Genomic DNA, 13,398 nt, shown 5'->3' with positions numbered 1-13,398 from the left:
GCCACCAATCAGTAGACGTCATTACAATGCTTTAAAGATCGCTTCAACGCTTTGTTTCGCGTCCCCAAATAGCATACTGCTATTGTCTTTGAAGAATAGCGGGTTTTGCACCCCGGCATAACCTGTGTTCATTGAGCGCTTAAATACCACCACATTTTTGGCGTTCCAAACCTCAAGGACCGGCATGCCAGCGATGGGACTCGATGGATCGTCCGTCGCCGCAGGGTTTACCGTATCGTTGGCACCAATGACCAAAACCGTATCTGTGTCAGGGAAGTCATCATTGATTTCATCCATCTCCAGTACAATGTCATAAGGCACTTTGGCCTCAGCCAACAAGACGTTCATGTGGCCTGGTAAACGACCCGCAACAGGGTGAATCGCAAAGCGCACCTCAATCCCCATACTCCGGAGTTTTTCTGTCACCTCGTAAACAGGGTATTGGGCTTGCGCAACCGCCATGCCATAACCCGGGGCGATGACGACGCTGTTAGACTCTTTCAGCATTTCGGCAACTTCTTCGGCTGTGCTTTCTCGATACTCACCGACTTCGTCATCACCAGAAGACGCAGTGCCATCAGAGCCAAAGCCACCGGCGATGACACTAATGAAAGAGCGGTTCATCGCTTTACACATGATGTAAGACAGAATCGCCCCCGATGAGCCCACTAGCGCGCCTGTCACAATCAAGAGATCATTTGCCAACATAAAGCCAGCTGCAGCGGCGGCCCAACCTGAATAGGAGTTCAGCATCGATACCACCACGGGCATGTCTGCACCACCGATCGAGGCCACTAGGTGATAACCAAACGCTAACGCAATAACGGTCACTATCAGCAGTGCCGCTGTTGAACCTTCTGCGTTGACAAAGCTGATTAGCAACAGGAACGAGACAACGACAGCAGCCAAGTTAAGCTTGTGGCGATGTGGCAACATCAACGCCTTGGAAGAAATCACGCCACGTAGCTTACCAAAGGCGACAATCGAGCCGGTGAAAGTGATCGCACCGATAAAGACACCGAGGAAAATCTCGACCAAGTGGATATTAAGCATCGCGCCCGTCAGCGGCGGGTGATCGATGTAGGTATTAAAACCCACCAATACCGCAGCCAAACCCACGAAACTGTGTAGCATCGCCACCAGCTCAGGCATTTCTGTCATTTCTACGCGCTTAGCGTAATAAATACCGATCGCGCCACCAATGACCATGGCCAGAATAATCCAGCCCACACCTTGCACTTCCGGCCCCCAAATAGTGGCAACCAGAGCGATCGCCATCCCGGTAATCCCGTAATAGTTGCCTGCGCGCGCTGACTCTTGCTTTGATAGCCCAGCCAAACTGAGAATAAAACAAAGCGCAGCGACAATATACGCAGCTTGTACCAATCCTTCAGACATTCTTTCTCCTTACCCTTTACGGAACATTTCAAGCATGCGCTTTGTAACAGTAAAGCCGCCAAATATATTGATGCTGGCGATCAACACGGCAATGAAAGCAAGGAAGGTTACAAAGCCAATGCCTTGTCCTACCTGCAATAACGCCCCAACGATGATGATGCCTGAGATCGCATTGGTCACGGACATCAGCGGGGTATGCAGCGCGTGAGTAACATTCCATACCACGTAGTAGCCCACCACACAGGCCAGTACGAAAACGGTAAAGTGTGAGAGGAATTCACTGGGGGCATAATTGGCAATCCACCCGAACGCCCCTGCGGCAGCGGCCATCAGGCCATACTTGGTCGCACGAGAGGTTTTTTTGGGTGCCGGCTTAGGAGCGGGTTCTGCTTTAGGCTCTGCTTTGGGTTGCGCAGAGACTTGAATCGGTGGCGCAGGCCAGGTGACCTCGCCTTCTTTGATCACGGTAACGCCGCGCACGACCACATCATCAAAATCAATCTGGATGTTGCCGTCTTTCTCTTTGCAAAGCAGTTTGGTGAGGTTGACTAAGTTAGTCGCATAAAGCTGTGACGATTGGGTGGGCAAACGGCCGACCATATCGGTGTAACCAATCACTTTTACACCATTGGGCGTGGTGATCACTTGGTCTTTTTCCGTGTACTCACAGTTGCCACCATTCGCTGCGGCGAGATCGACGATCACACTGCCCGGCTTCATGCTGTCAACCATCTCTTTGGTGATCAGCGTGGGCGCTGGCTTACCAGGGATCAGTGCGGTCGTGACGATAATGTCGACATCTTCTGCTTGCTGCGCATAAAGCTTTTCCGCCGCCTGATTAAACTCGTCAGACATTTCTTTGGCATAACCATCGCCACTGTCTGAGTTGTCTTGTTTAAAGTCGACTTCTAGAAACTCCGCGCCCATGCTCTCGACTTGTTCTTTCACTTCAGGACGAACATCAAAAGCACGGACAATCGCCCCCAAGCTACCGGCTGCGCCAATCGCCGCTAGCCCAGCAACGCCAGCCCCCGCCACAAACACTTTCGCAGGCGGTACTTTACCCGCCGCCGTGATTTGTCCGGTAAAGAAGCGGCCAAACTCATGCGCTGCTTCAACCACCGCACGATAACCGGCGATGTTCGCCATCGAACTTAGCGCATCCAATGACTGCGCACGCGAAATACGTGGGACCGCATCCATGGCCATCACATTCACGTTCTGCGCTGACAGACGTTCGAGTAATTCTTCGTTTTGAGCGGGCCAAATAAAGCTCACCAAGGTGGTGCCTGCTTGCAGCAATGCCACTTCATCTTGGCCTGTCTCTTCAATCACGCCTGGTGCATTAACTTTAAAGATGATGTCAGACTGCCAGGCAGCATCTGTATCAACAATGTTCGCCCCAGCTTGTTCGTACGCAGTGTCTTCAAAGCTTGCTTTTTCACCTGCACCCTTCTCTACTACGACGTCAAAACCGAGCTTGATAAGCTGCTCAACCGACTTAGGTGTCGCAGCTACCCTCGTTTCATTAACGAGCCTCTCTTTTGGAACACCAATCTGCATAGCTATTCCCTGAATGTTGGCTTATAAGAAATTTTTTTGGTTATCACAGGCGCTAAAACCGCGGCCTGAAATAGGTTCACTGACAAAAATAAGCATTCCAAGCGGTTTTATTCGCTTATCACGCTGTTGCGGTCTGTTGTCAGTATTTCGTGCTTAGCAACGCAACAGTGTTAACTTAACGAGTTTATTCCTTAATCACCACAGGGCGGGGATCGCCATTGGGGCATAAATGTGATCTGGGCTACACTTTATCCGAATTAATTGCTCATATTTATGCATTATTTTTGCTATCGCGCGATTCGTTGACGCCCCTCAATCAAATAGCCGATCACCGTTTTGATCAATCATCATTTTTGCTTTTGTGACCATCAAGCTGTTGGCATCTTCCTGACTTCCCAGCAAATCTGAGCGAATAAACGTATGAGTGAGTACCTTGTCATCAACCGGTTTGCAAATGCGGCCACTGACACGATATTGACCGTTTTCGGCGGTCGATTCAGGGTATATTAAATAGCCTTGGTATTCTGTGGGGGTGACTGACACCTGTGGTTGTTTGTCGCTTCCCTTGGAAAACAGTGCAGAGAACCATCCCATCTTTTGTACTCCTCAATTGATCGCATTCGTCGGCTTAGCAAGCCACTCATTTTACGTAAACATTCGAGAACGATTAAACCATAAAAAAAACGCCACATCTCGATGATGTGGCGTTTCGCGTTCTATCCGTTTTAAGTCGTCTTATCGGTTTATACCAATATCACGCTGCAAATGTGCCGGTAAGCGACTGGCATCATAAGCGGGGGCGTGTGTGCTGCTAGTGAACAGCACATCCATGGCGTGAGCGATCAGTCCTTTGATTGTTACCGCGTAAGATCGACGAGAACGGGGCATATTAACCGTTGCAGTCGTCATAAGATCCTCGCTTTGTTGTCTTAATCACTCGCCGCAAATTATAAGGTGCTGCCCCGAGATTTAAACTGATGAAAATTAAACCAATGGATTAGTTTTTCTAATCTAAAGTGCTTGCCGGTTAGCACGTATTCATTATGTTAAGTTGCAGTAAAATAAGCTAATCACTTACCTGACATACAAACCATCAATGAATTCAGTTTGTCTGTTTGAATTCACTGCTCGCTCCCTTATCCTGTCTGACTTTTTGTACGACAAAGCGTATTAATCATTGAAAAAGACTATTTTTCACTCGATTACTTATGTAAACCTGATAACATCGTGGTTACACATGTGACCAAGGTGTTGACCATGCTCGCGTTTCTCGCCAAACATTCAGCGTTGTGTCTTTTTATTGCCGCATTGATTGGCTTTGCCTTTCCGAGCGTCTCGTTAGCCTTATTTCCGTTTTTACCTTATGTGCTATTCGCCTTGATGCTGTTTACCCTACTTGGCATTCATCAAGGCCTATTAGTGAAAGCGTTAGCTCAATGGCAGGTCTGGGTGTACGCATTAGTTCACTCAGTGCTACTTACCGTACTCACTTGTTCTCTCGCGTGGCTACTCGGCGCGTCTGCACCTTTGTTACTTGCCATCAGTGGTATTTGCGCTACTGGATCTTTGTTTGCAACACCAGCCATCATTCGTTCTTTGGGAATGGATGCGCTCATCGCCATGGCATATACCATTGCTTCAACGTTGCTGATGCCCGTGGTCTTGTTTATTAATCTCACGGTGCTATCCGGTGACTCATTTTCACTGGACCTGCAAAGCTATGCCGTGCGATTGGTGATCTTCATTTTTGGGCCCATGCTGTTTGCCGCGCTTTTTCACGCGCTGATCAAACCAGAAAAGCTCAAACGCATTCACAGCAAACTGGCACAGTTTACGATTGTGCTAGTGTTCAGTTTTCCATTAGGGCTAGTAGGGCCATTCGGGGCAATGTGGCAAAACGACTCTGGGTATGCGTTAGAACTTTTAGCCATTTCAGTTGCAATTTGCATACTTTTTTTCATCATTGCGTATGGGCTATATCGCAAACGGGGGCGGGAGGCGAGCATGATCGCCGCCGTTTCGGCGGTCAATCGGAATGTACTGCTAACGTACACCGTTGCCGGTGCCGCGCTCGGGCCAGCATTTCTGCCATTAATCGGCGCGATACAGCTGCCAATCTATTTACAACCATTGTTAGTGCGTTGGGGAACCCGGCTCAAACAGGTTCCCCCGCAATCCGCGGATCAGTAAATGGGTTAAATGACCGGCACAAAGTAGACAATCGATGCCCAAGCCACCAACCAAAAACTGATCAAGCCGATATCAAACCAATCACGTTTTTCCATAACCCCTCACCTTTCGATAGTGTGTCGATCAATTCAGGTTCACTCTATGTATCGACAATCTTGTCAAAAACTTAAACGGCAATTGTCTGCCGTAAACACCAAGCTGACTATCAATAAGCAAGGGATAGGCCAAGTTATTCACCCCAGCAGGTTTTTCTCTCACTAGACGTTCGGAGGTAACACACTAAAGGCTCAGTAGGTAGCGCTAACACTGGCTGCTGACGCGCATAGTCAATAAAGCACTCCGCCATGGATAAACCAATCGAGCGACGGTGGCCGGTTTGAATCGCATCGTACCCTTCTTTTCCTTGGGCGGTATAAGATGACGACACACCTGTGTATTGTCGCTCATTATCTATGGCTATCCAGTGATTACCGCGCTTTATCTCGAGTTGTGTTACCCGCGCACCCATCGGCCGCCACGCTTCGTAGCGATAGCGTATATCGGCGCAATACGGAAAACTGCCTGACCCGAGGCCCGTCATGCCATTGTCTGTGGCATTGTTGATTGCGCCTTCAATCGCACGACGGATCTGTGCGCCGGTTACCTGGTAGGCGATCACGTCGATAGCAAACGGTAACAACGCGCCTGCAATTAAAGCGGCCGAGAGCGGCCCGGCGTTTAAACTGACTCTCACGCCACCCGCATTATGAATAGCAAAATCGGCTTCAATACCTTGCTCACGAGCCGCCCATAAAAAGCTTTCTGTCACCAACGGCGCCACTTCGCTGCCGCCCTCGCTGTCAGGCACGCGCACATGACGGAGTCGTTGCGGCACATGTGTGACAACGTCACTTTCTAGTTGCGCCACATGGGGACGGTAGGTGCGCTGTAGATATTGTTTCAATGCAAGATCACTGGGTAATATCAGTACATTGTCTTGTCGGTTAAGATAGCTTCTTACTGCTTGATATGAGCCTTCAGTCAATTGCTGTTCCCGCGAGGCATCCATCGCGAGACTGCGCCCGAGCAACAAGTAATTTTGACCATCAAAGGCAACTGGCCGACCGTTTTCATCGATAGATAACGTAAAGCGACCGATGGCTTGCGCATGGCAACCCGCTTGCACAATCCAGGTATCATTGACTTTATAGCCGTAGGGATCTTCTTTCGCCAAACCAAGGTTTTGAAAGTCTCCCTGCAGCACATGGGTATGTCCTCCCACAATCACATCAATCCCATTAACCGCAGCCGCTAATTCCTTGTCTTTGTCATAACCCAAGTGGCTCAATAGAATAATGGTGTTCACGCCTTGTTGACGCAAAAAAGCCACGGTGTTTTCAGCGATGCGTGTTGCAGGCAAGAAAGGAGTATCATGATCAGGGTGTGCCAATGCCGCCATTTGCTCAACCGCTAAACTGAAGATGCCCACTTTGTGTCCGGCATAGGTTTTAATGAGTGTACTCGCGCGCTCCTCCGGGGCGATGTATGGCAGTAAAGCGGGTTTCTCACTGACGCGCTTGTCCTTGTCTTTTGACTCATCCGCCACATGCCAATTCCCCGCAAGCAATGGGAATTGAATATCATCAAGAAAGTCAGCCACGGGGCCATTCCCTTGGTCAAGCTCGTGATTACCAATCGCCATCGCATCAATACCGAGTCGATTCAGCAAATCTGCATTCGCCTTACCTTTGAACAAGGAGTAATACAGAGTCCCTTGAAAGCAATCACCTGCGTGCAGAAAAAGGAATGCATGGTCATCTTGCTTGGCTTGCTCACGAAAATGCGCCACGGCTGAAGCAATGCGTGCGAACCCTCCGCTATTGGCATAAACCGGTGTCGCCTTATCATCCAAGTTCAGCGAGACAGGCGTGGACTCAAAATGAGAGTGGGTGTCGTTAATATGGGCAATCGTTAACGAGAAAGGTTGTCGTGCTGTCATAATTATCCGTGTTACAACACAAAAAAGGATGATACAAGCTTAACATTGACACATGCAAGAAAGGTTAAGTTTCTGATAAATTAACGACAACGAAACGACAAGGAAGCAAGATGACCATGCAAGTTAACGATATCAAGGTGGCCTTTATTGGCCTAGGCGTGATGGGCTTTCCAATGGCTGGGCACCTTCAGCGCCACGGCTACCCAACTTGCGTCTATAACCGCACCACCGGCAAAGCCGAAGCTTGGTGCGACACCTATTCAGGCACATATGGAATAACGCCAGCCGAAGCCGTGGCTGATGCTGACATCGTCTTTATGTGCGTGGGAAACGATGATGACGTACGCAGTGTGGTGTATGGCGATATTGGTGTGTTAGCCAATATGAAAAAAGGCAGTACGCTGGTCGATCACACCACCACCTCTGCCGAGCTAGCCCTTGAGTTGGCACAAGTATGCGAGCGTCAAGGCCTGAGCTTTCTCGATGCCCCCGTCTCAGGCGGCCAAGCCGGTGCGGAAAAAGGCGCACTCACCATTATGGTCGGTGGCAACCCGGCTGTGTTCAGTGACATTGAACCCGTCATGAACGTCTATGCCAGCGCAATCCAGCATATTGGCCCGCATGGCAGCGGCCAGCGCTGCAAGATGGCTAACCAAATATGTATTGCCGGCGTCTTACAAGGCTTATCCGAGGCACTCACCTTCGCGCAATCCGCTGATCTCGATATCGAAAAGATGATCAATGCCATTAAGCACGGGGCCGCAGGCTCTTGGCAAATGGAAAATCGTGCTTTGACCATGGCAGAAGACAGTTTTGATTTTGGCTTTGCGATTGATTGGATGCGTAAAGATCTGGGCTTTTGTATAGAAGAAGCCGCCAAGTTAGGCGTGGGACTTCCCTTAACCGAGCAGGTGGATCAACAGTATAACAAGTTACAAGCGCGCGGCTATGGCCGTTGCGACACCTCGGTCCTGATCAAGCAGTTTGATACAGATACCAAACCATCTTCATCGACCTGATCCAAACACGCGCCTTTCCTCGGCACCTGAGGCCGAGGAAAGGCGAAACAAGGTGTATACTAAAGTTAACCAATAAGGAGGGTTGCAATGACAGCTATCTATGTAATCTGCGCCATCGCCATGATGGTTGGTCTGTTCACCTTATACGCCCCCTCTATTGAAAAATGGTGTGATAAGCAATTAAGCCCGAGAAAGAAAGATACGTAGTTAGTCACACCTGCCCCAGCTTTTCTCATCCCTCTGATTAAGTGGTATGATGCGCGCCATTCTTGCGCCACTGACTGATATCGTGTTGGCGCACTGGCATCAGCAAGGTTGTACAAACATGGTTAACAACAAAATCCAGTGGTTTCCTGGGCATATGCATAAAGCTCGTAAGGAGATCGAAGAGGCCATCCCTAAGATCGACGTGATCATCGAGGTGCTCGATGCGCGCATTCCGTTTAGTAGCGAAAATCCCCTGATCCGCACGCTGCGTGGTGAAAAGCCAGTGATCAAGGTACTGAATAAACGCGATCTAGCCGATCCGGCGATGACCGAAATGTGGATGGCGCACCTAGAGCAAGAACAGGGTGTGTCAGCGATGGCAATTACTACCTCGCACCCGCATGAAGTAAACCAGATTATGGATCGCTGCCGCGCACTGGCACCGCATCGGGAAACCATGGGAAAAAACATTCGCTCAATGATCATGGGGATCCCCAACGTCGGCAAGTCCACCATCATTAATAGCCTTGCTGGCCGAGTGATAGCCAAAACCGGCAACCAACCGGCGGTGACGCGCCAACAACAGCGGATCAACCTGCAAAACGGCGTCGTGCTCTCTGATACACCCGGGATTTTATGGCCAAAGGTTGAGAACCCACACAGCGGTTTTCGTCTCGCGGCAACCGGCGCCGTGAAAGACACGGCAATGGATTATGACGAAGTCGCCTTTTATACCGTGGAATACTTGGCGAGCGCCTATCCCGAGCGGCTTAAAGAACGCTATCAGCTTGATGTATTGCCCGAAACAGACATTGAGTTAATGGAAGCGATTGGTGCCAAACGCGGTTGTTTGCGCGCGGGGGGACGGGTTGACCTCCATAAAGCCTCAGAAGTGCTTTTGCACGACTTACGCACCGGTGCGCTAGGTGGCCTCACTTTAGAAAAACCGGATATGATTGAAACCGAGCTGGTACAGGTTGAAGAAGACAACGCCCGCCGAGAACAAGAAAAAGCCGCTAAAAAAGAGGCTCGTCGTAAGCGTTACCTCAAAAACAAACGTTAATACAACTCGTGACATGACAACACGTCATATGCCAAAGGGGCATTCGTCCCCTTTGGCAAAAATATACTAGACTTTAAATTGCCCCACTAGTTGTTGCAGCGCCGTATTTGCAGCTTGTAAATCATGTGCTCGTTGCTCGGTGGTTTGTCCGTGTTGATGCAGTTTGGCAACGATATCACGGATAGACGTCATGGTTTGGCTGATATCCTCAGTGACTTGGCTTTGCTCGGTGGCCGCCGTGGCGATTTGCGTACTGAGTTCGTCAACCTGCGTCACCGATTGGGTCATGGTGTCGATCCTCTGTTCAACCTGTTGGCTCCGCTCTGAGGATGAGACGCACTGCTCTCGAGTATTTTGCATGGATTGACTAGCCTGTGTCACAGCCTCGCTTACCTGTGCCAACATCTTATCAACTTCACCCGTGCTCTGTTGTGTCCGCGAGGCTAAGTTTCTTACCTCATCGGCAACGACCGCAAAACCACGCCCTTGCTCACCCGCCCGAGCCGCTTCAATCGCTGCATTCAAGGCAAGCAAGTTAGTCTGTTCAGCAATATCACCAATCACACCGAGAATGGATTCAATCGCGGTAGCATGCTCTCGCATTTGCGCGACTTTTTCCTCACTGGTTTCAACGTTATCGACGAGTGCTATAACACTGCGTGTCGATGCCTGTGTCTCTTCACGTGCTTGCTGCGCTTCTGATTGCATCTGACGCGTGACATCATGGCTTTGATTCACGTTTTCCGCCACATCAGAGGCAGAGGCACTCAGCTGATTAATCGCGGTAGCCACGCCTTCGGTTTCTCGCACATGAGCCTCTAACGTCGATAGTGTTTGGCTGGCGTCATGAGCAATTTGCTCAACATAGTTGGAGCAGGTTTGATTTGCGCTCATCACTTTCTGTACTAAATCTTGCAAGTACGCGATGAAATCATTCACTGAGTGAGAAATATTATCAAGCTCATCATTACCTTTAATTGGCAAGCGTAGTGTGAGATCCGCATCGCCTGAAGATAAACTATCCACGTTGTGCTTAAACGTCTCAAAGCGGCTATGAAGTCGCTTAAAGGCAATGAGCATGATCACGAGCAATAGGCCAATCAAGGGTAACTGGATCCAAGCAAGAGTAGTGAGCATTTTATCGCTCAGCGCCGTGAGTGCCGAGGTTGGTTTAGCAACGACGAGCGTCCAGGGCGTACCAGGGACTGGCGACAACAATAAGGTTTGCTCTTGGCTTTTACCTTGAAAAGTCACACGTTGCGTTTGTTGATTCAAGGCTGTCTCAATGGCTTTGGCAAAAGGCGTGTTAAAACCTGACACCGATTTAAGTACATCATCACGCGTGAAGCCCCCGCGGCTTTGGCTAAGGATCTTTCCATCAGATTCCACAATAGCAATCTTGGCATCTAGTGCCTTTTGCTTCTCGGCGACCAATTGATTAAAAAAGCCAAGCGTAACATCTATGGTGGCCACACCGTATAAGTCACCTTGTTGATAAATTCCCATGGCGCAGTTAGTACGAGGCTGCGCACTCGCTCCATCTTTGTACGCATTGGCCCAAACACATTCTCCCTGAGGGGCATTTTGGCCCGCACGGTGCCAAGGTTGGGTGTAATAATTCGGGGCCTCGTCACTATTCCAGTAGGTATTCTCAACCAGTTGCCCACTTTCATCACGATGATAAAAGGTGGAGGCGCGATCAACGCCTGCGAGACGTTTGTTAGGCAGCGGCCATATACCGCCCCCGAATACCAAAGGGTTGCCGTACTGATCAATTAGGTGCGGTAACTGGGTATCGATTTGGGCGCTGGTTAAGGTTGGGATTAGTTGCGTAATAGCCCGTTGCTGCGCTTTGACCTCACGCAGTGCAAAGGTAATATCACGCCCAACTTCATTCAGGCTCAGCTTAAGCCTTTCTTCTCCCTCTTTTTTTAGCGTTGGAGCAATCCATGTCTGAATGCTAAATATCGTCAGGATCGTCGCGATCAGTATAAATACGATCAATCCGATACTGTATCGGCCTTGTATGGTGGCAAACGGTGATCGAATCGTTGTCATAAAAAATTCCCTATTTACGAACAGCTCAGTTGCTCACGTCACCATACTTTTGTGTACTAAGAAAAGCGTGGGGGAACATCACATTATGTGTGCACAGTTATAAAAAAGCCCGTCTTACCAAAGTATGACGAGCCTATGAGAATACTTCTACCTGACCATGGACCTAACGAGTTACATCCACCAGCGCATCGGCCAGTCTATCAATATGACGTTCAGCCAAGCCGGCAATGTTAATCCGACTATCACCCACTGCGTACACGCCATGTCGGTCGCGTAGCTGATTCACCTGATCAACCGTTAACCCGAGGACAGAGAACATACCACGGTGGTGCTGAATAAAATCAAAATAACCATCGCCCGTACGGTCGCGCAGTGCTGCTGTCAACCCTTCACGTAACGTATTGATCCGAGTGTTCATCGCCTCAATTTCATCTCGCCACTGTTTGGTGAGGGCGTCGTCGGTGAGGATGGTTTCAACAATCGCTGCACCGTGATCAGGCGGCATGGTATAAGTGCTTCGCGCAAGCTGAAGGATACGCCCTTTCGCATTTTGCGCTCCTTGGGAAGATTTACCCACCACAATCGCCGCGCCAGTGCGCTCACGGTACAACCCAAAGCTCTTAGAGCACGAGGTGGCAATCAACATTTCCTCAACGTTGTCGGCGAGAATACGCAAACCACGCGCATCTTCCTCCACACCATCACCGAAGCCCTGGTAGGCAATATCCACAAACGGTGTAAAGCCATTACGGTTTGCAAGCTCGGTAATTGCTTCCCATTCTTTCAAGCTGATATCAGCGCCCGTGGGGTTATGGCAACAGCCATGCAGTAATACCACATCGTCCGCACCAGCTTGCGACAACGCGTTAAGCATGGCATCGGTATCCACCATTTTGGTGTCGCGATTAAAATACGGGTAGAACTTGACCGTCAGGCCTGCCGCTTCCATGACAGGTTTGTGATTCACATAGCTAGGATCGGTCAACCACACAGTGGTCACCGGCTTGGCCAGATTCATCAAATCAGCCAACATGCGCAGTGCGCCACTCGCACCTGGGGTTTGCACCGCCGCACATCGGTGGTAAGCATCGGTCCCTTTGAGCAAGAGGTCAACCATGGCTTGGTTGAAGTTTTCATTACCCGCCAGCCCGACATAGGCTTTGGTTTGTTGGCTTTGTGCCAGTGATTGTTGCGCCGCTTTAACGGCGTGCATGATCGGCGTTTGACCCTGACTGTCACGGTATACGCCAATGCCCAAGTCCATTTTGTGCTCACGCGGATCGTCACGATACGCCAATGACAAGGAGAGAATCGGATCCTGCTGAGCAGGCGAGAGCAGATCTAACATAGTATTACGTCCTTTTAAGCCTGAATGCTCAAGATACGCTATACCCTACCCCATGCGGGAAAATTGGCAACCTCTTAACCATGATTCTCTTGCCCTTTTCGGGCACGCTCGGACAGAAAGTGTACGCATTGATTGGCACTTCCCCGCCACGCTAAATGAGGATCCGCTTCATCTTGGATAAACTTGCCGTCAATTAATACATCAACCAAATCGACAACATCTCGCTGTTTTGATGACAATTCTGCCAATGTATAGCCTGTCCACAGCCAAATGTCTTTGCTCGGTGCGCGGCTAACCACCTCTTGTAACAATTCTTTTACACTGTCGATGTTAGCAGGATGAAGCGGATCACCACCGCTCAATGATAATCCTCGGCGCGGGATCCGTGAATCGAGTAAGTCTTGAACAATCTGCTCTTGCATCAGATCAGTGAAAGGATGGCCGCTGTTCAGCGGCCAGGTGGCTTTGTTGTAACAACCACGGCATTGGTGTTCGCACCCCGATACAAACAAGGTACAACGTGTGCCTGGCCCGTTGACCACATCAACGGGAAGGTATTGGTGATAATTCACGC

10 protein-coding genes and 1 pseudogene are annotated in these 13,398 nt (G+C 49.8%); 3 read left to right on the top strand and 8 right to left on the bottom strand.

Annotated elements, in window-relative coordinates:
- Positions 1–21 precede the first annotated feature (21 nt).
- The 4 genes from pntB to EHW56_RS15290 form a co-directional block, all read right to left on the bottom strand.
- On the bottom strand, positions 22–1,398 hold the full coding sequence (pntB, locus tag EHW56_RS03515) for a Re/Si-specific NAD(P)(+) transhydrogenase subunit beta (RefSeq protein ID WP_046075871.1): 1,377 nt from the start codon (positions 1,396–1,398) through the stop codon (positions 22–24).
- Between the two features lie 9 nt (positions 1,399–1,407).
- The gene (locus tag EHW56_RS03510; protein WP_046075872.1) at positions 1,408–2,961 is read right to left on the bottom strand and encodes a Re/Si-specific NAD(P)(+) transhydrogenase subunit alpha; all 1,554 of its coding nucleotides are present in this window, start codon (positions 2,959–2,961) and stop codon (positions 1,408–1,410) included.
- 312 nt (positions 2,962–3,273) lie between these two features.
- On the bottom strand, positions 3,274–3,555 hold the full coding sequence (locus EHW56_RS03505) for an HlyU family transcriptional regulator (RefSeq protein WP_077579157.1): 282 nt from the start codon (positions 3,553–3,555) through the stop codon (positions 3,274–3,276).
- Between the two features lie 141 nt (positions 3,556–3,696).
- The gene (locus EHW56_RS15290; RefSeq protein ID WP_167369760.1) at positions 3,697–3,870 is read right to left on the bottom strand and encodes a hypothetical protein; all 174 of its coding nucleotides are present in this window, start codon (positions 3,868–3,870) and stop codon (positions 3,697–3,699) included.
- 348 nt (positions 3,871–4,218) lie between these two features.
- Between EHW56_RS15290 and EHW56_RS03500 the strand changes: the two genes are divergently transcribed.
- Positions 4,219–5,151: a hypothetical protein gene (locus EHW56_RS03500; RefSeq protein ID WP_172969897.1), complete on the top strand. Its 933-nt coding sequence runs from the start codon at positions 4,219–4,221 to the stop codon at positions 5,149–5,151.
- 229 nt (positions 5,152–5,380) lie between these two features.
- On the opposite strand, the gene EHW56_RS03495 is transcribed toward EHW56_RS03500, so the two are convergent.
- Entirely contained in the window at positions 5,381–7,129 is a 1,749-nt protein-coding gene (locus tag EHW56_RS03495) for a bifunctional UDP-sugar hydrolase/5'-nucleotidase (RefSeq protein ID WP_152798608.1), read from the bottom strand.
- A 107-nt stretch (positions 7,130–7,236) separates the two neighbouring features.
- Here EHW56_RS03495 and EHW56_RS03490 point away from each other — a divergent pair.
- Both EHW56_RS03490 and ylqF read left to right on the top strand, forming a co-directional pair.
- A pseudogene (locus EHW56_RS03490) lies at positions 7,237–8,148 on the top strand (NAD(P)-dependent oxidoreductase); the annotation flags it as partial.
- A gap of 325 nt (positions 8,149–8,473) precedes the next feature.
- Complete coding sequence (gene ylqF / locus EHW56_RS03485) at positions 8,474–9,418, top strand: ribosome biogenesis GTPase YlqF (protein ID WP_152794547.1); 945 nt, start codon at positions 8,474–8,476, stop codon at positions 9,416–9,418.
- 66 nt (positions 9,419–9,484) lie between these two features.
- Here ylqF and EHW56_RS03480 read toward each other — a convergent pair whose 3' ends face one another.
- The 3 genes from EHW56_RS03480 to nrdG form a co-directional block, all read right to left on the bottom strand.
- Positions 9,485–11,476, bottom strand: coding sequence for a methyl-accepting chemotaxis protein (locus tag EHW56_RS03480; RefSeq protein WP_152794003.1), 1,992 nt, complete (start codon positions 11,474–11,476; stop codon positions 9,485–9,487).
- A gap of 163 nt (positions 11,477–11,639) precedes the next feature.
- The gene (locus EHW56_RS03475; RefSeq protein WP_152794001.1) at positions 11,640–12,824 is read right to left on the bottom strand and encodes an amino acid aminotransferase; all 1,185 of its coding nucleotides are present in this window, start codon (positions 12,822–12,824) and stop codon (positions 11,640–11,642) included.
- 74 nt (positions 12,825–12,898) lie between these two features.
- Entirely contained in the window at positions 12,899–13,396 is a 498-nt protein-coding gene (gene nrdG / locus EHW56_RS03470) for an anaerobic ribonucleoside-triphosphate reductase-activating protein (protein WP_172969896.1), read from the bottom strand.
- Positions 13,397–13,398: the final 2 nt, after the last annotated feature.

Origin of the sequence: Salinivibrio sp. VGrn1, assembly GCF_009377995.1 — a bacterium.
Classification (GTDB): Bacteria; Pseudomonadota; Gammaproteobacteria; order Enterobacterales; family Vibrionaceae; genus Salinivibrio; species Salinivibrio siamensis.
This window is presented reverse-complemented; position numbering and strand designations above follow the sequence as displayed.

Coding starts and splice junctions, on each gene's coding strand:
- EHW56_RS03500 (WP_172969897.1), top strand. CDS start 4,219: ATGCTCGCGTTTCTCGCCAAACATTCAGCGTTGTGTCTTTTTATTGCC.
- EHW56_RS03495 (WP_152798608.1), bottom strand. CDS start 7,129: ATGACAGCACGACAACCTTTCTCGTTAACGATTGCCCATATTAACGAC.
- pntB (WP_046075871.1), bottom strand. CDS start 1,398: ATGTCTGAAGGATTGGTACAAGCTGCGTATATTGTCGCTGCGCTTTGT.
- EHW56_RS03505 (WP_077579157.1), bottom strand. CDS start 3,555: ATGGGATGGTTCTCTGCACTGTTTTCCAAGGGAAGCGACAAACAACCA.
- EHW56_RS15290 (WP_167369760.1), bottom strand. CDS start 3,870: ATGACGACTGCAACGGTTAATATGCCCCGTTCTCGTCGATCTTACGCG.
- EHW56_RS03510 (WP_046075872.1), bottom strand. CDS start 2,961: ATGCAGATTGGTGTTCCAAAAGAGAGGCTCGTTAATGAAACGAGGGTA.
- EHW56_RS03480 (WP_152794003.1), bottom strand. CDS start 11,476: ATGACAACGATTCGATCACCGTTTGCCACCATACAAGGCCGATACAGT.
- EHW56_RS03475 (WP_152794001.1), bottom strand. CDS start 12,824: ATGTTAGATCTGCTCTCGCCTGCTCAGCAGGATCCGATTCTCTCCTTG.
- ylqF (WP_152794547.1), top strand. CDS start 8,474: ATGGTTAACAACAAAATCCAGTGGTTTCCTGGGCATATGCATAAAGCT.